This window comes from Rahnella sp. RFA10(1/100) (assembly GCF_004195115.1).
Taxonomy (GTDB): Bacteria; Pseudomonadota; Gammaproteobacteria; order Enterobacterales; family Enterobacteriaceae; genus Rahnella; species Rahnella perminowiae.
On sequence record NZ_SEWR01000012.1, the window covers coordinates 46,026 to 67,883 of the forward strand.

At 49.1% G+C, this 21,858-nt stretch carries 21 protein-coding genes; 10 read left to right on the forward strand and 11 right to left on the reverse strand.

Translation table 11 applies throughout. The features are described from left to right. Window positions 1-88: 88 nt before the first annotated feature. The 4 genes from ETV65_RS23110 (at window position 89) to ETV65_RS23125 (ending at window position 2,935) form a co-directional block, all read left to right on the forward strand. Window positions 89-310 (forward strand): type II toxin-antitoxin system Phd/YefM family antitoxin, encoded by a 222-nt coding sequence (locus ETV65_RS23110; RefSeq protein ID WP_129955421.1) that lies wholly within the window; start codon window positions 89-91, stop codon window positions 308-310. Then, window positions 307-678, forward strand: coding sequence for a type II toxin-antitoxin system death-on-curing family toxin (locus ETV65_RS23115; protein WP_129955423.1), 372 nt, complete (start codon window positions 307-309; stop codon window positions 676-678). The genes ETV65_RS23110 and ETV65_RS23115 overlap by 4 nt, the downstream gene beginning before the upstream one ends. A gap of 242 nt (window positions 679-920) precedes the next feature. Continuing rightward, a complete protein-coding gene (locus ETV65_RS23120; RefSeq protein WP_129955425.1) occupies window positions 921-1,826 on the forward strand; it encodes a manganese catalase family protein in 906 nt (301 codons plus the stop codon). A gap of 122 nt (window positions 1,827-1,948) precedes the next feature. Then, complete coding sequence (locus ETV65_RS23125) at window positions 1,949-2,935, forward strand: SDR family oxidoreductase (protein WP_129955427.1); 987 nt, start codon at window positions 1,949-1,951, stop codon at window positions 2,933-2,935. Between the two features lie 22 nt (window positions 2,936-2,957). Here ETV65_RS23125 and ETV65_RS25265 read toward each other — a convergent pair whose 3' ends face one another. The 3 genes from ETV65_RS25265 to ETV65_RS23135 all read right to left on the reverse strand — a co-directional run bounded on the left by ETV65_RS25265 (window position 2,958) and on the right by ETV65_RS23135 (window position 6,013). Beyond that, a complete protein-coding gene (locus ETV65_RS25265; RefSeq protein WP_240782869.1) occupies window positions 2,958-3,812 on the reverse strand; it encodes an alpha-amylase family glycosyl hydrolase in 855 nt (284 codons plus the stop codon). 36 nt (window positions 3,813-3,848) lie between these two features. Further along, window positions 3,849-4,586: an alpha-amylase family glycosyl hydrolase gene (locus tag ETV65_RS25270; protein WP_240782870.1), complete on the reverse strand. Its 738-nt coding sequence runs from the start codon at window positions 4,584-4,586 to the stop codon at window positions 3,849-3,851. Between the two features lie 104 nt (window positions 4,587-4,690). After that, on the reverse strand, window positions 4,691-6,013 hold the full coding sequence (locus tag ETV65_RS23135; protein WP_129955429.1) for a cation:proton antiporter: 1,323 nt from the start codon (window positions 6,011-6,013) through the stop codon (window positions 4,691-4,693). A 383-nt stretch (window positions 6,014-6,396) separates the two neighbouring features. On the opposite strand from ETV65_RS23135, the gene ETV65_RS23140 reads away from it, so the two are divergent. Both ETV65_RS23140 and ETV65_RS23145 read left to right on the forward strand, forming a co-directional pair. Continuing rightward, on the forward strand, window positions 6,397-6,873 hold the full coding sequence (locus ETV65_RS23140) for a DUF1003 domain-containing protein (RefSeq protein ID WP_129955431.1): 477 nt from the start codon (window positions 6,397-6,399) through the stop codon (window positions 6,871-6,873). A gap of 25 nt (window positions 6,874-6,898) precedes the next feature. Then, window positions 6,899-7,381 carry a CinA family protein gene (locus tag ETV65_RS23145; RefSeq protein ID WP_129955433.1) on the forward strand — a complete coding sequence of 161 codons (483 nt, stop codon included), beginning with the start codon at window positions 6,899-6,901 and terminating at the stop codon, window positions 7,379-7,381. A 102-nt stretch (window positions 7,382-7,483) separates the two neighbouring features. On the opposite strand, the gene ETV65_RS23150 is transcribed toward ETV65_RS23145, so the two are convergent. Both ETV65_RS23150 and ETV65_RS23155 read right to left on the reverse strand, forming a co-directional pair. Continuing rightward, entirely contained in the window at window positions 7,484-7,999 is a 516-nt protein-coding gene (locus tag ETV65_RS23150) for a DUF892 family protein (protein WP_129955435.1), read from the reverse strand. Between the two features lie 62 nt (window positions 8,000-8,061). After that, window positions 8,062-8,550, reverse strand: coding sequence for a ferritin-like domain-containing protein (locus ETV65_RS23155; protein WP_129955437.1), 489 nt, complete (start codon window positions 8,548-8,550; stop codon window positions 8,062-8,064). 322 nt (window positions 8,551-8,872) lie between these two features. Between ETV65_RS23155 and ETV65_RS23160 the strand changes: the two genes are divergently transcribed. Then, a complete protein-coding gene (locus ETV65_RS23160) occupies window positions 8,873-9,040 on the forward strand; it encodes a general stress protein (RefSeq protein WP_014333835.1) in 168 nt (55 codons plus the stop codon). 388 nt (window positions 9,041-9,428) lie between these two features. Here ETV65_RS23160 and ETV65_RS23165 read toward each other — a convergent pair whose 3' ends face one another. Together ETV65_RS23165 and ETV65_RS23170 are read right to left on the reverse strand one after the other, a co-directional pair. Next, window positions 9,429-12,503: an efflux RND transporter permease subunit gene (locus tag ETV65_RS23165; RefSeq protein WP_129955439.1), complete on the reverse strand. Its 3,075-nt coding sequence runs from the start codon at window positions 12,501-12,503 to the stop codon at window positions 9,429-9,431. After that, a complete protein-coding gene (locus ETV65_RS23170) occupies window positions 12,500-13,642 on the reverse strand; it encodes an efflux RND transporter periplasmic adaptor subunit (RefSeq protein ID WP_129955441.1) in 1,143 nt (380 codons plus the stop codon). The genes ETV65_RS23165 and ETV65_RS23170 overlap by 4 nt, the downstream gene beginning before the upstream one ends. Window positions 13,643-13,977: 335 nt before the next feature. Between ETV65_RS23170 and ETV65_RS23180 the strand changes: the two genes are divergently transcribed. Continuing rightward, the gene (locus ETV65_RS23180; protein WP_129955445.1) at window positions 13,978-14,763 is read left to right on the forward strand and encodes a MipA/OmpV family protein; all 786 of its coding nucleotides are present in this window, start codon (window positions 13,978-13,980) and stop codon (window positions 14,761-14,763) included. Window positions 14,764-15,017: 254 nt separating this feature from the next. Here the strand turns inward: ETV65_RS23180 and ETV65_RS23185 are convergent, their stop codons facing one another. Next, the gene (locus tag ETV65_RS23185) at window positions 15,018-15,905 is read right to left on the reverse strand and encodes an ATP-grasp fold amidoligase family protein (protein WP_129955446.1); all 888 of its coding nucleotides are present in this window, start codon (window positions 15,903-15,905) and stop codon (window positions 15,018-15,020) included. Between the two features lie 314 nt (window positions 15,906-16,219). Between ETV65_RS23185 and ETV65_RS23190 the strand changes: the two genes are divergently transcribed. Further along, window positions 16,220-17,437: an alginate lyase family protein gene (locus ETV65_RS23190; protein WP_205951626.1), complete on the forward strand. Its 1,218-nt coding sequence runs from the start codon at window positions 16,220-16,222 to the stop codon at window positions 17,435-17,437. 82 nt (window positions 17,438-17,519) lie between these two features. Beyond that, a complete protein-coding gene (surE, locus tag ETV65_RS23195; RefSeq protein WP_129955447.1) occupies window positions 17,520-18,278 on the forward strand; it encodes a 5'/3'-nucleotidase SurE in 759 nt (252 codons plus the stop codon). 41 nt (window positions 18,279-18,319) lie between these two features. Here surE and maa read toward each other — a convergent pair whose 3' ends face one another. The 3 genes from maa to ETV65_RS23210 form a co-directional block, all read right to left on the reverse strand. Next, complete coding sequence (gene maa, locus ETV65_RS23200) at window positions 18,320-18,871, reverse strand: maltose O-acetyltransferase (protein ID WP_205951629.1); 552 nt, start codon at window positions 18,869-18,871, stop codon at window positions 18,320-18,322. A 73-nt stretch (window positions 18,872-18,944) separates the two neighbouring features. Then, window positions 18,945-20,297 (reverse strand): carbohydrate porin, encoded by a 1,353-nt coding sequence (locus ETV65_RS23205; protein WP_129955449.1) that lies wholly within the window; start codon window positions 20,295-20,297, stop codon window positions 18,945-18,947. Between the two features lie 122 nt (window positions 20,298-20,419). Further along, entirely contained in the window at window positions 20,420-21,853 is a 1,434-nt protein-coding gene (locus ETV65_RS23210) for a glycoside hydrolase family 32 protein (RefSeq protein WP_129955450.1), read from the reverse strand. Window positions 21,854-21,858: the final 5 nt, after the last annotated feature.

Sequence of the window (21,858 nt, forward strand, 5' to 3'; positions counted from 1 at the left end):
TAGTCATGAGTGCGGCGTTGAAAAATACCATTTTTAAGTGTACATTGAGTTGTACAACTGGGGTGTACATTTCATTGAGGTGATAACGATGCAAGCGATAAATTTTACAACGGCCCGAAATGAACTGGCAGCGGTCCTTGATGGCGTGTCCGGCGGTGAACCTATCATGATCACACGCCGGTCCGCAAAACCTGTCATTGTCATTGATGCTGAGCAATATGAAAAAATGCAAAAAATACAGGCGGAATCGGATTTTGACTGGTTGTTTACTGAACATGGCCAAACGCTTGAAGCACTCAAAAACCGATGATTTATTTTCTTTCCAGTAAAGACATCATCAGTATTCACGAACGTATGATTGCAGCTTACGGAGGTCTTGCAGGCTATGCCGATCCTGGCCGGATAGACAGTATGGCAACCCGAATTTTAAACCGCCACATTTATGAAGGCGAGAATGATATATACGTTCTGGCTGCTGCATACCTTCTGGCCATAGCGCGGGGACATTGTTTCAATGACGCAAATAAAAGAACGGCATTTGCATCAACAGTTTTGTTCCTGCGCCGTAACGGGATTTCTCTTCGGTTTTCTCCAGACCATGAAGAGTTGACTGTCGCTGCAGCGCAGGGGAATCTGGATGTGTGGCATATTGCTGAAATCCTGAAACAGTCGATCTGAAAATTAATTCCCACCTTTTAATACGTGTAATTAACATTCTGTGGCTGATAACACCAGGGGAAGCTCTTCAAAGAAAGGGTTATTGAGGCGATCAGTTTTCCTCTTTAACTGCTCTATGCAGAAAAATCCTAAACGTGTTATCAGATGCTCATATCCTTCCCTTATTTATGGTTAATCTCCCTTTCCTTTTCTAGGCTTAATTTGCTCAACCCATATTTCATCGATTTGAATGAGGAAACTTCATGTTTAAACATATCAAGCAGTTGCAATATACGGTTCGTGTCGCAGGGCCGAATCCCGGCCTGGCAAATTTATTACTCGAGCAATTTGGCGGTCCTCAGGGAGAGCTGGCGGCAGCCTGCCGCTACTTCACGCAGGGGATTGGAGATGACGATCCGGGCAGGAAAGATCTTTTACTCGACATTGCCACCGAAGAGCTCAGTCATCTGGAAATTATCGGTACTATTGTCGGTATGCTGAATAAAGGCGCAAAAGGTGAGCTGGCTGAAGGGACCGAAAAAGAGGCAGACCTTTATCGTTCTCTCACCGGTGGAGGGAATGATAGCCATATTACCTCTCTGCTGTATGGCGGCGGTCCCGCACTGGTTAACTCTGCCGGCGTGCCGTGGAGTGCTGCTTACATTGACACCATCGGCGAACCTACAGCGGATCTGCGTTCAAACATTGCGGCGGAAGCCCGCGCAAAAATCGTTTATGAACGCTTAATCAATGTAACAGACGATCCGGGGATTAAAGACGCGCTCAGTTTTCTTATGACCCGTGAAGTCGCGCATCAGCAGTCCTTTGAAAAAGCGTTATACGCGATCCAGGATAATTTCCCGCCGGGCAAATTACCGCCGTTGCCACAATTTTCTCAGGTCTATTACAACATGTCAGAAGGTGGCACTGTCCGTGGTAGCTGGAATTCTGATAAGACATTCGAGTATGTTGACCAGCCTCAGCCTGCGGTTGATGGCGGAACGGGTGAAGCCTCGGTCAGCCTGGATGCAGCACAGCAGTCCCAGCTGGATGCGATGAAAGCACGGACCCAGTCTGACCCGTCGATAAACCCTGTCACGGGCGCTGAGCTTGGTTCCACCGGCCCTATTGAAAACACCAAGCCAGATATCATCAAGCCTAAGACCTGAATATCCTAATCAGCGCCTGCCGCCTGTATACGCAGGCGCTGATTATAGGGATATATGAATATCGGTCCTCAATATTCCACAGCGATAGATAATGTCAGAAATGAAATAATAGGAGGTGTTCTATGCCTTTAGTCGTGGTTACGGGGGGGACCGCGGGTGTTGGGCGAGCCACGGCATTATGCTTTGCACAGCATGGTTATGATGTGGCTGTTATTGCCCGTAGCCAGCAAGGTCTCACAGCAACAATCAAAGAAATAGAATCGACAGGCGTCCGCGCGCTTGGGATGAGTGCAGATGTTGCCGACACCGGTCAGATGGAAGATGCCGCGACTCAGATTGTTAATACCCTTGGGCCAGTCCATGTCTGGATAAACGCCGCCATGTGTACGGTCATCTCCCCTTTCACTGAAATGAGTCAGCAAGAATATCAACGTGTTACAGATGTCACTTATCACGGTGTAATTAATGGTACACGGGAAGCATTAAAAATTATGTCGGCCCAAAATAAGGGGCATATTATTCAAATTGGCTCAGCATTAGCATATCGATCTATTCCGCTGCAATCTGCCTATTGTGGTGCGAAAGCCGCTATACGTGGTTTTACTGATGCACTGCGTTCAGAGCTTATCCACTCAAAATCAACTATCCGGCTGACGATGGTGCATCTCCCCGCCGTTAATACGCCGCAGTTTGAATGGTCGCGTAACAAGCTGCCCCGGACCACCCGTCCGGTAGCCCCGGTTTACCAGCCGGAAGCGATAGCGGAGGCCATATATAAAGCCTCTCTTTTAGCCCCGAGGGAATTATGGGTCGGGATATCCACTGTACAGTCCATTCTTGGCAATATGTTTTTCCCGGGATGGCTGGATAAGCTGATGTCCAAAAAAGCATGGGGAGGACAAATGCAGTCAGAACCTCACCCGATAAATGAAGACGATAATCTCTATACGCCCGTTAATGGTCATCACACAAGCAAGGGAAAGTTCAGCGGTGAAGCGAAGGACAGTGTTATTGCCATCGATCCCGCGCGAACGGGTAAAGTGGCGCTGACAATGTTTAGCGCCGTTTTTTGTGCCCTATTATGGCGAAAAAGCGGCAGGAAAAAGTAATTCGGTATTGTATACGTTGCATTCATTCGCGAGTGAATTTGAGCGTAAACCAGCGGTAGCCGTAGCCATTGACCGGAAACCTGTCTGTTGCTTTCAATAGTCCTGACTTAGCATATTCTTCATCGGCAAGCAGTTCGGTGAGCATCATAATTTCTGGCTCGTTTAGCTCAACCTGCACTTTTTTATCGCTTAAATTGGTAATCATCAGCAAAGCATCCCCGTCATAGTCATAACGAATGGCAAAAAGGGAGGGCATTTTCATGTCGATGATTTTATGAGTACCGGACCCTATTTCTTTGCACCCTAGCCGCGTCCGGGCCATGTTGCTGACAAGATGCAGCAGTGAATGGTTTTGAATTTGTGATTTACTGACGTTCACAAGCCGGTAACGGTTGGGTCCTCTTACCATCACTGGCGCGATCAGTTTATCGCGTTCAGCTTGAGAAAAACCGGCATTCCGGGTGGTGTCCCACTGCATGGGTGTTCTTACGGCATTCCGCTCGTTCAGGGACAGATTCTCGCTCATGCCAATTTCATCACCATAGCGAATAATAGGTGTGCCCGGTAATGAAAATAACACCGAATATGCCATAGCAATTTTTGCTGTATCATTTTCAAACATTGAAGCTAAGCGTCGTCTCAGTCCGCGCTGATAGATATGCGTATCCTGTTCAGGACCAAATTCTTTTATAACATCACGTCGTTCTGCCGGGCTTAATCCCGCCAGATCCAGTTCATCATGGTTACGCAACCAGTTAGCCAGACAGGCCCTTGCCGGTGGGGTGGGAATATCATCCAACGCCTTAACCAAGGGGCGGGCATCTTTATGTGCGAAGGAAAGAAACATAGCCTTGTTTAGTGAGAAACTCAGTAACATATGCAGGCGATCATTATCGCCAAAATAATCGCTATATTACTGTGGCGGAACATCAACCTCGCCCAATAAAATAGTTTCGGGGTGCCGGACGGCGACAAAATTTCGTAAATGATTCAGTAACCCGAGACCTTTTTTGACATCTCCTTTTCCGGCTTGTTTTATCAGGTGCGAAGCGGCATCAAGCCTGAATCCGGAAACACCCAGCCGGAGCCAGTACAGGATCACCCGCTCAATTTCATTTATCACGGCGGGACAAGCCAGATTTAAGTCCGGCTCATCATGATAAAACATATGTCGATAATACTGCTGCGCAGTCTCATCCCAGCTCCAGACACTCTTTTCTACCCCGGGAAACATGGGAGGATCGTCATTTTCAGGGGGTTCATCTGCCCAGATATAATAATCGCGGTACGGCGAATGACGGTCTTTCCGGGCTTCCTGAAACCATCGATGTTCGCTTGAGGTATGCTGTAAAATTAATTCAATTATCACCCGCAGTCCCATTTCTTCAGCCTGTTCAAGCAGCATCACCATATCGGCGATATCACCAAAACGCGGATCTACTGTGAGATGGTCCTTTACGTCGTATCCGTCATCTCGGAAAGGAGTCAGATAAAAAGGTGTCAGCCAGAGTGCATTAGCCCCCAGACCACGAATGTAATCAAGGTGTTTAAGAATACCGCTGATATCGCCAATCCCGTCGTTGTTCGCATCAAAAAAATAAGCGGTATCAACCTGATAAATAATGGCATTTTTATACCAGTCACTGTTCATCGCCTCACTCTCTTTTTAAACCCTATTCTGAACCGTGCTTATAATAACTTTAGCGGCAAATAATGATTTCGCGACAATCAGCGGCTACGTCTTCGCCAATATAGCTATTTTTTCTTACGCCGCCATTTCTGCAGCGGCCCAACCGTAACACCATGCAGCAGTACGCTGAACGTTATTAATGTCACTGCGCAGTTAACCATTCTGGTTACTTCTTCGCCTTGCAAACCGTGAAGAAGGGCAAAAGCGATATAATTAATACTGCCAATACCCCGAATACCTAACCATCCCATCATCATTCGCTGTTTCCAGGAATAGGCCATTTCCCAGGTCATCAGTAACACGGCTATCGGACGCACAACCACAAACAACCCCACAGCAAGCATCAGTCCATCAATATCCCAATGCAGCGCTAACGTCATGCCCAATAAAATAACTAAGGTTGCAGCCAGCAGCCGTTCGACCGTATCCCCAAAAGATAACGCGTCACCGATAACTAATCCGACGGACTTCACCGGCCCCTGTTCTTCAAGACGGTGCCGGGAATGAGGATTTACCATCGTTTCGGCGGGAGGGATTTCACCGTTCTCATCATCCTGTTTATGGCGTTTTTGTACGCTAACTTCAGCGCTGCGCAGCCCAACCCCGGCCGCGAAAGCGGCCAGAAAAGCCGAAGCGTTTATATAGGTGGCCAGTGAGAAGCTCAGGGCCATCAGTGCGAGCGCAATGAAATCACTGGGAGCTACATCCTGTTGTAAATGTCGTGAGCGTGTCGCGAGCAGGCCAACGCCCCTGCCCAGCCCGAAGCCGAGGGTCAGACCTGCGAATAATCCCCAAAGCAGGTCAACGGACAGCCAGTGGATCCACTGATCAGCGGAAAGAGGGGCTTCATTTGCATGAAAGAAAATCAATGCCAGCATCAACAGAGGTAATGCCGTCCCGTCATTGAGACCGGCTTCGCTGGATAATGACAACCTGAGCCAGTCACTGTCTCTGGCGTCATTGACGGCCACCAGGCTGGCTAACACCGGATCGGTAGGCGCGACAATCGCGCCAAAGGCCAACGCGATGGGCCAGGAAAAGCCCGCCAGATAGTGTGCAATAAGCATCATACCGCCGACGGTTAATAACATGGTGGGAAGCGCCAGAACCACGCCAATTTTCCAGACCGGCGCACTAAAGGAAAAACGCAATTTTAACCCGGTAATAAATAATGATGCCGCCATAGCAATTTCTGTCGCCCGGCTGATCATGGAGGTATGCCTAAAGACATCGATATTTACCAGTCCCAGTCCCCATTGACCACAAGCGATACCGACAACTAAATAAAGACCGAACATAGGCACAGGCGTTCTGTTTAACCAGCCAGTCAGCATCGACATAGTCAGTAGAAGGATGCCAGCCGCAATCATCCAGTCGAGAAAATTCATCTCTCACCTCCTGCACTGCTTTCTTGTATATGATTCATTTCAGTAAATTTTAATAATGACAGCAATCCGTCAGTTGTAAAAAATTCAAGCTGTTTTTATTCTCTTCGTTGAGGCTGGTAAATACTTAAATTTATGTATTTTTCGTATTTAACCGCTTATCTTAAATAAGAAAAATCTTATCGATGTAATATCGCGTTATGCTCATTATTTTATATTTAAGCATACTAAATTGTTTATTAAATAGACAGGCACACAGAAGGTAGTGCGGAAATTATACAAAAAAGTTTCATGTACAGCTTTTAGAAAAAACCGTTTGATATACCTTACCCATCGGAAATGTATAATAAAGTAACTTTATGCCTTAATTCAGAGAGGATGATGATATGGCTGAAATCATGGACCCCAAAGACAGAGAACACTTGCAACAACTTCGAAAAAAAAGTCAGGAGGAGCATGCGACATTAATAAACGATCCGGAAGAATGCAGGAAGCCAGGTAATTTCGGTGAAAAACTTGCCGAAAGAATCACCGGTGCTATTGCAACCTGGAAATTTATCCTTATACAAACGGGTATAATTCTGGGTTGGACAAGCTATAATGTATTTATTAAGAAATCAGCTTTTGATCCCTACCCTTTTATCCTGCTTAATCTTTTTCTGTCTTTCCAGTCAGCTTATACCGCCCCCGCGATTATGATGAATCAAAAACGCCAGGAGAAGAACGATCAAATCCGTAAGGAAATCGAATCTGACGTGAATGTAAAAGCAGATTTAGAAATTGCGCAGCTTCATGACAAGATAGAACATCTTACAAAATTAGTGGAAAAATTGGCGGGCAACAGGTGTGAATCCTCTTCGTAGCTTGAGCAAGAGAAGGAGAACAGGAATGGATGAGCAATTATTAAACGCGGCGCAAAAGGTGGTTCATGTACTCAAGGACAGAGACCTTACACTGGCAAGTGCCGAATCCTGCACAGCCGGTATGGTAGGGATGGCATTATGCGCGGCTTCCGAGGGCGGCGTACCCTATGCGAGCGGTTTTATTACCTACGATGATAGGGCGAAAAATCAACTGCTTCATGTCAGTACAGACACGCTGGCTAAATTTACCGCCGTCAGTGCTCAGACCGTAAAAGAGATGGCAAAAGGTGCCAGCGAAATGGCTGGCACGGACACCGGGCTTTCTGTCAGTGGCTATGCGGGTCCGGAAGGGGGAGAAGACGGGACACCTGCCGGCACCGTTTGGTTTGGCTGGTATCTCGGGCCAGGTAAACAACGACAAGAAGTGAGACATTTTGACGGCGACAGTGAAGCGGTTCTCCTGCAGGCCTCCATTTTCGCTCTTGAAAAGCTGGCTGCACTTTTATAACGGGATATGACGGGAACAGCCTGAGATTGGCGGATTCATCATTTTATTAAACGCGTAGAGCCCCGATGCCGGGGCTCATGAACGTAAAATGCGTGCTCAGTATCAGCGTTTCGCTTCTGCGTCCGGGTCTTCTTCACGGGACAAAAATTGTTTCGTCAGTTCAGGCATATGTTCGGCTAACCATTGAGCCATTTCTTCTTCCTGAATTTTAATCTCCCGAAAAACGCGGGCACCTTCCAGATCGCCCACATGCTCAGCAGCAGCGATAAGAGAACTGTATGAGGCAATTTCAAAATGTTCAAATACGTAACCGCTGATCCCGCCTTTTATGACTTCGTCACTGGCAAACATACCGCCAAAGGCCTGACCCATCGCCGTCATTTTACCGGCGGTATCCTTCAGCACGGAGCGCGAGGTATCAAGGTTGTTTAAAACGCCCTCAACCAGTCGCTGTTGCCCCTGCGTTTCGGTAATATGCTGCTTAATTCTTTGCTGAAGAACCGGGTAGTGTTCTAACCGATCCGCCATTTTTGATAACATCGTTTCGGCTTGTTGTTCCATGGCGTGAGCATCCCTCACCCAGTCAATGTAATTCTCATACGCTTCTGAAGTGGCCATAACAAACTCCTTATAAACAGAGGAATAAAACAATCATCCGGACGATCGCAACCCAACGGAAGTTAGCCTTTTGAAGCCTGATCGGACTCCGCCAGAAGGGTCAGTTTCTCATCGGTTCTTTTTTCTTCTTCCAACGTTTCATGAAGTAATTTAGCAACGTCGGTATAACCTAATTTTTTGGCCATTGCGACCAGAGTGCCGTATGTGGCAATTTCATAGTGTTCAACTTTTTGCGCGGCACCGATCAGACCGGCATCCAGAACCTCACCTTTTTCAACTGAGTCGATCAATTCCTGCGCTTCAGCCACAAGGCCTTCCAGGGCATGACATTTCATGCGTTTAATGCGCAGATCATCACTTAATTCCACGACCTGATCCAGCCGTTCAATTTGGCCTTGTGTTTCTTCAAGATGGAGTTTAAAGGCTTCTACCAGTTTGGGATTGGTCGCCGCCCGTGCCATCTTCGGTAAGGCCTTGGTAATTTGGCGCTCAGCACTATAAACGTCAGATAAATCATGAATAAATAGATCTTTCAATGTCGTAATAGCCATAATTGCCTCGTCATGTTTTTTATGTGAGTTATTAATAATAGTTGTTTTAATTGTTAATATATAGGTTTAGGATTTTTCCTAAACAAAATTATAATATCCAACCACAGCAGATTCCGTAAACCGCCTAAAGAATAGCGGGTTGCGATTGTATATTATGACACATCCCACTCACCTCCCATTAAATATAAATAAAAATTTTGACAGCCAGAAAAACCCTATTATTATTGAACGTGAGCACATGCTCTTCAGGTAAAACATCCTGTATATTCATATCAGGATGCTCTTACTCTAAAAAACTGTACTAATCCGATAGGAGGATATTATGGCCGAACATCGTGGTGGATCAGGTAATTTTGCAGAAGACCATGAGAAAGCATCAGAAGCCGGTAAAAAAGGCGGGCAAAAAAGCGGGGGTAACTTCGCTAATGACCGCGAACGTGCAAGTGAAGCCGGCAAAAAGGGTGGACAGCATAGCCATGATAATGATTAGTACTTAATCATGTAGGGCTATATTTTGTCCCACCCGGGCCCGCGGTACTTTCCGCGGGCTTTGTTTGTTATCCGCGGTATTAATATAGGTAATCGTATCGATTAAAATTAGCATTTAACTTTATACCCATCCCTCCGGTATTGTAGTTATTGAGGCCCTCCCTTTATTACAACCTTCTAATTAATTTCTTTGAAACAGACTGCGGAATACTCTCCATTGACTCAACGTTTTTCCAGCTATTCATAAGATTCTTTTGAATCACGTTTCACCTGCCTGAGCATTGCACAGAACTAACATTATCGTGAACAGGTTACAGCCAGACCTCGCAGGCTGGCTCCTTCTCTGTACGACAGTGAGTGCTACTGTTACGTGACTGAAGTTCATCAGCTTAGTTTAACTTTGCATTAACATGATTCTTTTCAAACTGCATAATAATACTCAGCGAAGCGGGTAAAACAGTAAGCGTGACGAAAGTGGCAACGATGAGACCGCCGATAATCGCATAGGCCATAGGTCCCCAGAAAACCTGCTCAGCGATCGGGATCATTCCCAGTATTGCAGCACAAGCCGTGAGTAATATAGGCCGGGAGCGGTGTTGTGCCGCCGCTTTGATGGCTTCATCGCGGTCAAGACCCTCCCTGACGTTATTGTCCACTTCGCTGATCAGGATCACCGCGTTGCGGATAATCATGCCTGCTAAAGCGATGATACCGAGTAAGGCGACAAATCCCATCGGCGTACCTGTCGGCAACATTGCCAACACAATGCCAATCAGCCCGAATGGGGCCATGAACAACGCGAGAAGCATACGGGAGAATCGCTGAAGCTGGATCATGAGTAAGATCAGCATAACAAACAGTGTGACCGGCAGTACCGCGAATACCGAGCTGTTGCCTTTGTCCGACTCTGCCACCACACCACCCTCCTCTATCGTATATTCCGGCGGTAAAGTTGCCCTGATGCGTGACACCAAAGGGGCAAGTTGCTGAGAAACAGTCTCTGCACGCAGCCCTGCGGCTAAATCAGTTTGTACAGTGATAAACGGCAGGCGCTGACGACGCCAGATAACCGGGTCATCAATGCCCCAGACAGGTGTCGCCACCTGACTGAGGGGGATTTTCTGCCCGTTTGCCGTCGTGATCATCAGCCCGGACAGCGTGGTCAAATCCTGACGTTCACGCTTATTTGCCCGCAGAACAACATCAATCAGCCGGTTTTTATCCCTGACGGTGGTGACAACGCTGCCTGACCAGACGGTATTAAGCAATGTGGCGAGACTTTCGGAGGAAACGCCCGCTGCGCGTGCTGCGGTCTGATTCACCTGCAAAGTGATGACCCGCTCAGGTTCACCGGCGGTCAGGTTAACTTCACGGGTCTCGGGACTGTTTCCGAGCACACTGGCGAGATGCTGCGCAATCTGTCTGACCTTCGCGTAATCCGGTCCGCTGATACGATATTTTACCGGCCAGCCTACCGGTGGCCCCAGTTCCAGCGGCGAAACACGCGTCGTGATATCGCTGAAATCCCGGGCTAAAACTGTTTCCAATTGCGCACGTAATTTATCCCTGTCCTCAAGGCTTTTAGCGACAACAACCAGCTGTGCTGTGTTTTCATCATCCAGTAGCACATCCATAGGCAGGTAAAAGCGCACCGCGCCTGACCCCACATACGTAGAAAAATGGTCTATGTTCGGATTGTCTTTCAAGGCATGCTCCAGCCGCCCGGCTTGCCGTGCGGTGTCGCTTTGAGAAGCGTTGCCAGGAAGCGTAAGGCTGACCAGCAGTTCCGGGCGATCAGACGCAGGGAAAAACTCGCCCTGCATAAACGTGGTCGCATAAGCGGCAAGCCCTAACAAAAGGCAGGCAATACTGAGAGTCGCCACACGTTTTTGCAGAACCTGATTGAGCAGACGCTGATAGAAACGCATCAGTCTGCCCTGTTTTTCCGCGTGTGATGTCAGTTTTTCAGGTAGCAGCCAGGTCCCGATCAGCGGTGAAAAAAGGATGGCCACTACCCACGAACATAAAAGTGCGATCAGCACCACGGCGAAGAGAGAATAGCAATACTCTCCCGCACTTGAGGCGGCAAATCCGACCGGAATAAAGCCCGCTATCATCACCAGCGTGCCGGTCAGCATCGGGAAAGCCGTAGTTTCGAATGCGTAAGTTGCTGCCCGCCATTTAGAATCACCGGCCTCAATGCGGGATACCATTGCCTCGACGGTGATCATGGCATCATCCACCAGCAACCCCAGGGCAATGATTAACGCCCCCAGTGAAATACGTTGTAAGCCTATGCCCGCCAGCATCATGCCGATAAACGTCATCGCCAGCACGATGGGGATCGCCGCAGCCACCACCAGCCCGGCACGGGTGCCTAATGAGACGAAGGACACTGCCAGCACAATGACCACAGCCTCAATTAATACACGGATAAATCCGCTCACAGCCTGCGAAACCACTGTCGACTGATCCGCGACTTTAACCATTTCAATACCATGCGGGAGCTGCGCGCCAATAGCAGCCATCCGGTCATTGAGCGCCTTGCCGAAAGAAAGCATATTGCCGGTAGAAGCCATGGATATGGCAAGACCGATAGCAGGCTGACCGTTGACCCGGAATGCCGGTGACGGAGGCTCGGCATCCTGGCGGCTAATGGTCGCGATATCCGTCAGCGGAATGTAGCGCCCAGCAATATGCAGCGTCACGGCACGTAAACTTTGCTCTGATGTCAGTGCGCCGCTCACCCGCAAGGCAATGTTTTCACGATCGCTTCGCAAGACGCCTGAAGGTTCAACCGCATTTTGCGCCTTCAGCGCATCGGTGATTTGTTGCAAATCCAGTCCCATTCCCGCCAGCTGCGCCGGTGAGAATGCGAGGACAATATTCTCCTCCTGCACACCCAGCAGATTGATCTTCCCCATATCCGGCAACGACATCAGACTGCGGCTGATATCATCGACCCTGTCACGAAGCTCACGCGGCGTGAAACCTTCTGCAGTAAAGCCATAAATGGTGCCAAATGTGTCATCAAATTCGTCATTCACCGCCGGGCCCTGCACACCCGCTGGCAGTGACGGCGCAATATCCTGCATCTTTTTACGCACCTGATACCAGATACCCGCGACTTCTGAAGGGGGCGTGTCATCGCGAAGGTTCACAAAAATAACTGATTGCCCTGCATGGGTTTCACTTTGGACAAAGTCAAGATAAGGCGTTTCTTGCAGTTTTTTCTCCAGCGTATCGGTGACCAGATTAACCGTGTCCTCCACGCTTGCACCCGGCCAGCTCGCAGACACCACGGCAGTTTTAATGGTAAACGCCGGGTCTTCATTCCGGGGGAGTTGCTCATAGCTGATGATACCCGCCGCCATTAACAGCAACATAAAAAAGGCGATCAGCGACTGATGATTCAGCGCCCAGGCTGAAAGGTTGAAAGCCCCGACCGGGGAAGACATTTTCATTCGCTGTCCTCCCCGGGGATAACTTTTTCACCGTCTCGAAGTTTACTGACACCCGCAATGACCACCCTTTCGCCAGAGCGGATACCGGCAGATATAAATATTTCAGAGGTACTGTAACACCCGATAACGACTGGCCTTAAATGCAACAACTGTGTTTTCTCATCCACAACAAAAACGGCCGGTTTATTCCCGGTACGGGTCAACGCAGAGGCAGGCAGTGCTATCAAAAGCGGACCTGACGCGTTAAGTGTAAGTTGAACACTGGCACCGAGTGCCATGGCCGGTGGCGGGTTATCCAGGGTGATGCGCAGACGCCAGGTACGGGTTTGCGGATCGGCCTGCGGGCTGACGTCGCGGAAATGCCCCTGGGCCACTACGGAAGGGGCCGAAAGTAGCGATACATTAAACAGGCTGTCAGCTTGCTGAGGAACAGACTGAGGATCAGCCACATCAAATACGGCATCGCGAATGCTGCCACTGGCCAGGGTGATCACAGACTGTCCGGCACTGACCACTTGTCCTGCCGACGCGCTGACCTGTGTCACCACTCCGTCAGCCGGAGCAATGAGTTTTGTCCAGGACACATTTTCCTGCGCATTTTTGAGCGCATCTTCACTGCTCTGACGCTTCGCGCGGGCAGCCTGCCAGTCAGCCTGGGCACTATCAAGCTGCGATCGGGCAATAGCCCCCGAAGGCATCAGTAACTGCATACGCCTGAGATTGAGCGAGGCCACCTGCTCTGCCGCGCGGGCACTGTTCAGATCGGCCTGCGCACTGCTGAGCTGGTTGCGGCTGGTATCGCTTTCTTGTGTGGCGAGAACCTGACCTGCGATCACACGATCTCCCACCTCGGCCTGCCGCGTCAGAATGCGCCCGTCCAGCCGGAACCCGAGCGTAACCTCTTCATGGGCGCGTATTTCACCCGTTTGAATCAGAGAACCCACCGCGACCGGGGACGGTGCGAGAATTGCCCGTACCGGCCTGACCGGGGGAGTTTGTTTATGGGTTTTGTCACCACAACCTATCAGCACCATAACAATAATGGCCAGACAGGCAGCAGGAATGAAGGGAAGTATCCGGCCGGAGGCGGATAAATGGCGAACAGCATGCCGCGCATAATCGGTGAAGGTAACAGCCATGACAGTCTTCCTGAATTGAGATATCGCTATTCAATCCAATCACTGTCCAGATTCCCGTAATATTTCATCAAGGAACCGTCAAGATGAACACTTTTTTGCAAGATTGCTGACCGGCACAGCGACAGCACATGTGCAGCGTTTAAATGCGCCCCGGAAATGTCCGTCACATCGGCGTCATTCTCCACAATCAGGATCCGCTTTGTCTGCACAGGGGCCGTCTTGACGGTTTCTTCATAATTCCCCGACAGTTTATTGACACGGCCTCTTCATACTTCGGGTTTCAGACGCGGCTGCAATCCGCTACGAACCATATGTTTGGGTGATGAGGAATCACAATGATATCCAGAAAACTAATGCTGCAGATGACCTGTTTCAGCCTGTCCGCCACAGTGCTGCAGGCAATGGCCGACAACACTCCGCCTGCGCCAACCTTTACCGTCGGCATGGGCGCACAAAGCGCGCCGCGCTACAGCGGTTCCGATCAGCGCCACTGGCTGGTTGCGCCGGTCATTCAGGCGCGCGATGGCGCCTTTTTCTTCGATTCGCTGAAAGGTGTGGGTTATGACCTGCAGGCGGATAACGGCCTGTATCTGGAGCATACGCTGGGATATAGCCTGGGGCGGACAGACAGAAATTCCACCTGGCGGGATGGCTCGAATAAACTCAAAGGCATGGGAAATATCGATGCGACCATGAATACCGCGCTCGCAGTGGGTTGGTCAGCAACACCGTGGTTGTCTTTTGAAGGCAAAGCCACTCTGCCACTGACAGACGGGCAAGGTGTACATTATCAGACTTCCGTCACGGTACTGCCGGTACAAAACGACACCGACACTGTCGCGCTTCAGTCGGCGGCGCTCTTTGGCGACCGGCGCTATATGAACACCTTTTATGGCGTGAGCCGCGAACAAAGCGACCGCACTAATTTCGCACCTTATCAGTCCGCCGGGGGGTTCTATGGCGTAGACAGCAGCCTGACCTGGAGTCATCAGTTCACGTCGCACTGGGGCGGCGTTGTCAGTGCCGATTACACCTGGCTGGACGACAAAGCGGGTAACAGCCCGATTGTGGTTAAGCGCGGTGGTACAACTTACAATTTTGGTGTGCTTTATACCTTCTGATGGACTGAACATGAACGTATGAAAAGTCGTCCTAAACGGCGACTTTTCATACGTCAATCTTTCTACTCTCCTATACTAAAGGCGACCCGGATGAAAGGAGATATCGCCATGCTGGTTTTGATCATTTTGTTTTATATTTTCGCCTACTATTGCGTATTTTTGATATTATCGCCGCCCTCATTCTCAGGATATTTCAGACATGCCCTGGGTTTTTTCTAAGCAAAAATATAATCCTGCATAATTAAACTGAAAAATCACACCCACAACTCCCCCAGAAAATAATCCCAGTGCACGGGGGATATCTGTATCCTTCCGTTGCATGGCGTGAGGGTTATCTCACTAAAATAAATCTGGCTTGCATCGGCAATAAAATCCACCCGGCAATAAGCGATACCTTCCGCCAGCTTTTCCGCAAGGCCGATCATGTGGCGATAAAGAACAGGTTCAGCGATTTCATGCGGGGAGTTATTGTAACCCATGGTGAGCGGAAGAATTTTCCAGTGCGGGTCATAAACATTGACATACTCATTATTCATGGCATCAGTAAAATCAGCTTCGGTAATATGTGCTTTACCTGAAAAACAATGAACTCGATAGACTTCAGGAATAAGATGTAAGGGTTTCCCCCCGAAGACATCGATAAATTTTTCACAGATTATATAAGGCTTGATATCCTTGTAGTGCCATTCACGCGTGACATAATACATATTCCGATTAAGATGATCATTAAGCTTTTTCTTTGCTGCCCGCTCATCGAACTGATGTTTATTTTTGCAGATAATCGCGCTGCCACTGTCATGACTACATTTCAATACAAACCGCTCAGGAAGATGAGATAAATCAATAAGTTCAGCCCTCTCAAAGACCCCTAAAAGCGGGACGAGATAATCGTCTCCAATTTTCGTTTTCACGTACTCCCGGACTGCAATTTTATCCGCCAGCATAGTAAAGAAAGGGTCTCTTTCGAAGATCATTCTGTTATTTATCTTCTCATTCAGGCTTTGTGGATTTTCAAAATCAGGCACTCTGCGAAACTCTTGTTGATGCTTTCGCATCCGGTAACGTAAATCACTGATAAAAAATGTACGGACTAACTTCAGCTTGTACTCTACCTTTTTCAAGGCCATTTTATAAGATTTCATGAGTCTGTTCCCGAGGTGAATAAAAAATGCCATGCAATACTCACCGAAGAGAATCAATATTTCGTCAAGGAAAACACAATGTACCGTTAACACAACACAAAAATATATGAAGCATACTACATATTAGACACCTAACTTATCGGTGAAACAGCTATATTAAAGCCAGGTTTAATGATATTTATTTACAATAAAATCAGTGACGCTTCTGCTTGCTACAGATATCTTTGCAATGGAATAAAAACCAACCACACAGCTTCATCAAATAATGGAATATACGCCCATACGTTTATTAAAAGATAAAGGGAGAATTTACAATGACGTTTTATAAAAATCATGCAGCACGGGACAGGCACCTCCCTTATTTTTCATGCCTGATGTTAACCGGGGTATTGATTATTGCACCCATAACCAGCGCCCGGGCAGAAGCGGTTACGCCATTTATCCACCCGGGACTTCTGCATACCCAGAAAGATTTTATACGGATGCATACCAAAGTGACACAAGGCGCTCAGCCCTATAGGGATGGCTGGCAGAGGTTATTGGAAAATAAACATGCATCCCTTGGCTGGCACGCTAATCCACAGGCCGTAATCTATCGAGGAAAGGACGGCATTCATACTGAGAATTACGGCACCTTATTCAACGACGCTGCCGCGGCTTACGCACTGGCATTACGTTGGAAAATCTCCGGCGACGATGCCTATGCCCGCAAGGCTATCGGTATTTTAAACGCATGGACGACGACACTTACGGCGATTAGGGGAGGATCTGACCGGTATCTGGCCTCAGGCCTGTATGGTTATCAGTTTGCAAATGCGGCAGAGATACTGCGCAGTTCTGTCCTCTGGAAGCCAACAGATTTTCATGATTTCCAAACTATGATGCTGAGCGTCTTCTATCCTATGAATCAGGATTTCCTCAACCATCATAACGGGGCGAAAATTGATCACTATTGGGCCAACTGGGATCTGGCTAATATGGACTCCATGTTAGCTATCGGCGTACTCACGGATCGCCGTGATATTTACAATGAGGCGATGACGTATTTTAAATACGGTCAGGGTAATGGTTCGGTTGAGCATCTGGTGTGGAAACTCTACGGTTCTTCTCTCGGACAAGTCCAGGAAAGCGGCCGCGATCAGGCTCACTCATTACTGGATGTCGCTTTGCTTGGTGCGTTCTGCCAAATGGCCTGGAATCAGGGAGACGATTTATACGGTTACGACCATAACCGGGCTTTGCTTGGCGCCGAATACGTTGCAAAGTATAACCTAATGCATGATGTGCCCTACACCCCGTATACCAATAGTGATGTTACCCAGCCCGTCATTTCCGACAAATCACGCGGACAGATGAGGCCAATCTGGGCGCTTTTTTATAATCATTATGTTGTGCTGAAAGGGATAACGTCCCCTTACGTCGAAGCTTTTGCAAAAAAAGCCAGTCCCGAGGGCGGTGGTGGAGATTATGGGCCTAACAGCGGAGGTTACGACCAGCTCGGATACGGTACTTTGGTCTACACGTTGAAATAACCAGTTTGGCAAACTTGTTACCGGTTTTCATACGTAATCCCCACGTTTATACAACTTAGCTTATCCCGTTTAAGGAGAATCTATGCCTCAACAAAGTATGCTATGCGAGAGAATATTATTAACCAATGATGATGGTATCGATGCTCCCGGTATGGCCGTTCTGGAGAAAATTGCTCACCAACTTTCTCACGATGTCTGGATAGTGGCTCCCGTCCACGATCAGAGTGGCACGTCACATTCACTCAGCCTTCACAGTCCGTTACGTCTGAGTGAGAGAGGAGCACAACGATACGCTGTGACCGGGACACCCGGAGATTGTGTAGCGTTAGCGCTCGGTCATCTGATGAAAGATAAAAAGCCAACGTTGCTGCTTTCAGGGGTTAACAGAGGGGCCAATCTGGGAACCGAGACCGTTTTTTCCGGCACCATTGGCGCTGCAATGACCGGCATGCTGATGGGGGTGACGTCCTTTGCCCTCAGCCAGGCTTTTACGGACCGCAATAGTGTTCCCTGGACAGTCGCAGAAACCCGGGGCGCTGCCACTATCGAAGCGCTCTGGAAGAATGAAACTTTTAAAGCCGGATGTCTTAACATCAATTTTCCCGTTGCCATTAACCCGGACTTACCAGCATTTACCTTTACCCGTCAGGGAAAGGGATATCTGCACGATATTGATGTTATTTCGCATCGCGACCCCCGCGATCTTGAGTACTTCTGGCTCTCCCTGAAAAGGCAAAACTTACCGGATGCTCCTGAAACAGAAGCCGCCATTTTGCAACAAGGGGGGATCAGCGTGACACAATTAGGTTTTGACCGTGGTGTAACGCGTCAAAACGGCTAAATTATTTATCCCCCCTTTTCCACCGACTGCGGCACCGGTGTCTAAAGCCGCTTAATGATACGGGCCGGATTCCCCCCCACGACGCAGTTAAACGGCACGTCTTTTGTCACGACCGCGCCGGAAGCCACCACCACATTATCACCCAGGGTGACACCTGGGTTGATCACCGCACGTCCACCGATCCACACGTTATTACCAATCGTCACCGGTTTGCCGAGTTCTTTCCCGCTTATGCGCAGCTGTGCATCAAGCGGATGGGTAGCGGTATAAATGTGCACTCCTGGTGCCAGCATGCAGTTATCACCAATACGCACCTCGCATACGTCAAGGATCACGCAGTCAAAATTGGCGTAGAAATTTTTTCCTACATGGATGTTATAACCGTAATCACAGCGGAAAGTCGGCTCGATATACGCGCCCTGATGACTTCCTAACAACTCGTTAAGCCACTGTTTACGCAGTTCTTCATCATCTGGTGATGAATGGTTGTAACCATGTAAAAGCTGGCGTGCGCGCCTGCGCTCGCTAATGAGTAATGCATCACCGCTCTCATAGAGTTCGCCGGCGATCATTTTTTGTTTTTCTATATTCAACGTCATACTTCGATATCCTTTAGTGATGCGCTCATGCCAATTTCCAGCGCCAGGTTTTTACGGCAACCGGTGTTTAGAAAAGGTATTTAAAGCGCACGCGTGCACCATAACGGTCATCCGTATTACCCGTTTTAATCGTCGGTGATTCAAGCCAGGAGGCATAAGCCCCCAGGTAAATATTGAAGTTAGGCATATCCATGATATCAGGCAGGTGCCATGAAGTATGAAGGGTATGAATGTCATACTTACCCGGCGCCAGAATCGCACAGTCGTTGTCGCAGTCACCGGCTACCCCGGCCATATTGAACTTGTCGATATTGTTGTGCGCGTAGATGTAACCCACTTCCACCCTGTGCCATAAGGCATTGATGCCTGCGCTGAAATCTTTTTCGTCAGCTGCGTCGAGATAAGCCGTGCTCAGGTTAACGACCGCACCGTTTTCTGCATCAGTTTTAAGCGTGTTCCAGCTCATCGTCATTCCGTAACCGGTCCGGTTCGACTGGTCAACCCAAACACCCTGCGTATTCTGATATCCGTAGGCATTATTCACCAGGTTGCTTTCGACCGCGGCGGCGACTGACCACTCGCCGGATTGCCAGGCAATAACCGGGCGGGCATAAACCACATTTTTACGGTTATCTAACGCATTGCCGTGATAGTTATTGTCGACAAATAGCGAACTGCCATCTTCTATAAGCGTGTTGAGTTCGAAATACCAGTTATCAAGTGTCTTACTGAGCAGGAAATTGCCACCGCTGCTGCTGCGCCCGCGACCCTCTTTCATCATATAGATGTAACCGTAACCGTCACTGTAGAGATCGTTAGCGGTATTACCGGAATATTCAATGAACGTATCCTGATTCAGCGGGAACATATCCCAGGCCTCGAAGCGACCAATTTTAATTTTCCAGTCATCCTGCTGACCAAAGAAAAATGCCGCATCGTCGAGGTTCATTTTTCCGTTGATATCAGCCAACGGCTGAACGCTGAATCCGGCATATTTTCCATTAACCCCATTTCGCAGACCATCAAACCCCAGGAGAATACGGCCATTCATATCCCAGCGCTCTTTATTTCCCGGCGCCCAGTTTTTATTTGTGCTGGTTTTTATCGACGTCAGGCTGCCCGTGCGGCTGGCACCATCCATATTAAATTCAACGTCTCCATAAAATTTAATATCACCATTCCCGGTGAGCTGAAGCGCGGGAGTCGCAGGAGCCGCGGGAGTATTGTTTACTACGTGGGACAATTGCTTCTCCTGCCTGAGGGCGCGAATTTCAGCCTCCGCACCCGCCGCGCGCTGCTCCGTGACTTTCAGCCGCTGCTCCATTTGTTCCAGCCGTTGTTCGAGGGAAAGCGTACCCTGTGCATGGGCTACCGAGGTACATACAGACGTCAAAATACATCCGACCCAGATTTTATTCATCGGAAAAGACCTTCTTATTATTTATATTAATGTGTCATTTTTGTATAAATACAGCCCGAAGATAAACGCAGTAATAACCCGCCCATCATCAAAGACGGGTTATTTGCGACACTGGGCAGGGCTTATTCCAGCTGCCAGGCTCCGGCATCTGATAATGTCGCTGTTCCATGCCAGGCAAATAAACTTAATTCGCGGCGATCGGCATCCGGATATATTCGGCTACTGAGGCATGCCTCGCCGTCATTAACGAATACCTCGACCGAAGAGCTGTCAATAAACATACGTAAAGCCAGAGGAGCGCCGGGCACCAACGGTACACTGCGCGTGCCACATAATCCGTACTGCGGATAGCGGCGCTCAAGCACCAGTCGCTGCATCTGCGTATCAACATAAACACGCAGACCTTCTCCCAGGCTGAGTCCATACTGTTCCGCATCACTGCTTGCGCAATCCCAGTAAAGCACGACTTCCATGGCCTCCCCTTTGTTTGCCATGAGTGTCTGCTGGTTTTTCAAGGTACTGACAGGCCACGGGAACCAGGCCTGACGCAGCGCTTCCACCTCTTTCGAGGGGCGCATCTGCAGACGATTGTCTTCAGTAAGACTCAGCTCACGCGGAAGAGACAACATCCCGGACCAGCCGTCCTGTTGCTCCGGCATCGGCGACTCCCACATATCCAGCCAGCCAATCACGATGCGGCGGCCATCCGGTGTCAGGAAACTCTGCGGGGCATAGAAATCGTGTCCGTGATCCATTTCGACGAATTCCCCTGTGCGGACAAACGGCTCTCCGGGCTGCCAGTCTCCCACCAGATAACCGCTCTGGAACAGATTGCGGTTCTCAAAGCCCTGCGCGGCCATCCCCTGCGGAGAAAACATCAGGACACGTTTGCCATTAAGGGTAAAGAAATCAGGGCACTCCCACATAAAGCCCATACCGGCTTGCGCCTCATCCAGGATCCCTTCATCCTGCCACTGACGCAAATCGGCTGAACGATACAATCGTATTTGCCCGGTATCGCCAACGCGCGCACCGACGACCATGTACCAGCTATCCCCTTCGCGCCAGACCTTAGGGTCGCGGAAATGATGCAAGTCCGGCGGGGTATCGATAATGATCCCCTCACGTTTAAAGTGAATACCATCGCGACTGGTTGCCAGACACTGCACCTGATAAAGGTTCTCGTCGTTACCGGCGTCGCCGTGAAATTTATGTCCGGTGTAAATCAGCGCCAGGGTATCGCCATCCACCACCGCCGAACCAGAAAAACACCCGTCTTTGTCTTCCGGTCCTTCCGGAGCCAGGGCAACGGGTAAGTGCTCCCAGTGAAGCAAATCTTTACTCCGCGCATGCCCCCAGTGCATCGGCCCCCACTGAGTGGAATAAGGATGATGCTGATAAAAGGCGTGATACCAGCCATCAAACCAGATCAGGCCATTAGGATCGTTAATCCAGCCAGCCCTTGCAGCAAGGTGATAGCGCGGATACCAGCGCAGGTTTAGCATCTCGCGCTTAGCCTGAAGTTCCTGTTCAGCATGAGCAATTGTATAGGTCATCGTTT

What these genes read in the sequence shown, in the direction of transcription:
- surE (WP_129955447.1), top strand. Translation starts at nt 17,520, where the DNA reads ATGCCTCAACAAAGTATGCTATGCGAGAGAATATTATTAACCAATGAT.
- ETV65_RS23160 (WP_014333835.1), top strand. Translation starts at nt 8,873, where the DNA reads ATGGCCGAACATCGTGGTGGATCAGGTAATTTTGCAGAAGACCATGAG.
- ETV65_RS23165 (WP_129955439.1), bottom strand. Translation starts at nt 12,503, where the DNA reads ATGAAAATGTCTTCCCCGGTCGGGGCTTTCAACCTTTCAGCCTGGGCG.
- ETV65_RS25265 (WP_240782869.1), bottom strand. Translation starts at nt 3,812, where the DNA reads ATGTTACTGAGTTTCTCACTAAACAAGGCTATGTTTCTTTCCTTCGCA.
- ETV65_RS23115 (WP_129955423.1), top strand. Translation starts at nt 307, where the DNA reads ATGATTTATTTTCTTTCCAGTAAAGACATCATCAGTATTCACGAACGT.
- ETV65_RS23205 (WP_129955449.1), bottom strand. Translation starts at nt 20,297, where the DNA reads ATGAATAAAATCTGGGTCGGATGTATTTTGACGTCTGTATGTACCTCG.
- ETV65_RS23155 (WP_129955437.1), bottom strand. Translation starts at nt 8,550, where the DNA reads ATGGCTATTACGACATTGAAAGATCTATTTATTCATGATTTATCTGAC.
- ETV65_RS23210 (WP_129955450.1), bottom strand. Translation starts at nt 21,853, where the DNA reads ATGACCTATACAATTGCTCATGCTGAACAGGAACTTCAGGCTAAGCGC.
- ETV65_RS23145 (WP_129955433.1), top strand. Translation starts at nt 6,899, where the DNA reads ATGGATGAGCAATTATTAAACGCGGCGCAAAAGGTGGTTCATGTACTC.
- ETV65_RS23190 (WP_205951626.1), top strand. Translation starts at nt 16,220, where the DNA reads ATGACGTTTTATAAAAATCATGCAGCACGGGACAGGCACCTCCCTTAT.
- ETV65_RS23140 (WP_129955431.1), top strand. Translation starts at nt 6,397, where the DNA reads ATGGCTGAAATCATGGACCCCAAAGACAGAGAACACTTGCAACAACTT.
- ETV65_RS23150 (WP_129955435.1), bottom strand. Translation starts at nt 7,999, where the DNA reads ATGGCCACTTCAGAAGCGTATGAGAATTACATTGACTGGGTGAGGGAT.
- ETV65_RS23125 (WP_129955427.1), top strand. Translation starts at nt 1,949, where the DNA reads ATGCCTTTAGTCGTGGTTACGGGGGGGACCGCGGGTGTTGGGCGAGCC.
- ETV65_RS23110 (WP_129955421.1), top strand. Translation starts at nt 89, where the DNA reads ATGCAAGCGATAAATTTTACAACGGCCCGAAATGAACTGGCAGCGGTC.
- ETV65_RS23135 (WP_129955429.1), bottom strand. Translation starts at nt 6,013, where the DNA reads ATGAATTTTCTCGACTGGATGATTGCGGCTGGCATCCTTCTACTGACT.
- ETV65_RS23120 (WP_129955425.1), top strand. Translation starts at nt 921, where the DNA reads ATGTTTAAACATATCAAGCAGTTGCAATATACGGTTCGTGTCGCAGGG.
- ETV65_RS25270 (WP_240782870.1), bottom strand. Translation starts at nt 4,586, where the DNA reads ATGAACAGTGACTGGTATAAAAATGCCATTATTTATCAGGTTGATACC.
- ETV65_RS23180 (WP_129955445.1), top strand. Translation starts at nt 13,978, where the DNA reads ATGATATCCAGAAAACTAATGCTGCAGATGACCTGTTTCAGCCTGTCC.
- ETV65_RS23170 (WP_129955441.1), bottom strand. Translation starts at nt 13,642, where the DNA reads ATGGCTGTTACCTTCACCGATTATGCGCGGCATGCTGTTCGCCATTTA.
- ETV65_RS23185 (WP_129955446.1), bottom strand. Translation starts at nt 15,905, where the DNA reads ATGAAATCTTATAAAATGGCCTTGAAAAAGGTAGAGTACAAGCTGAAG.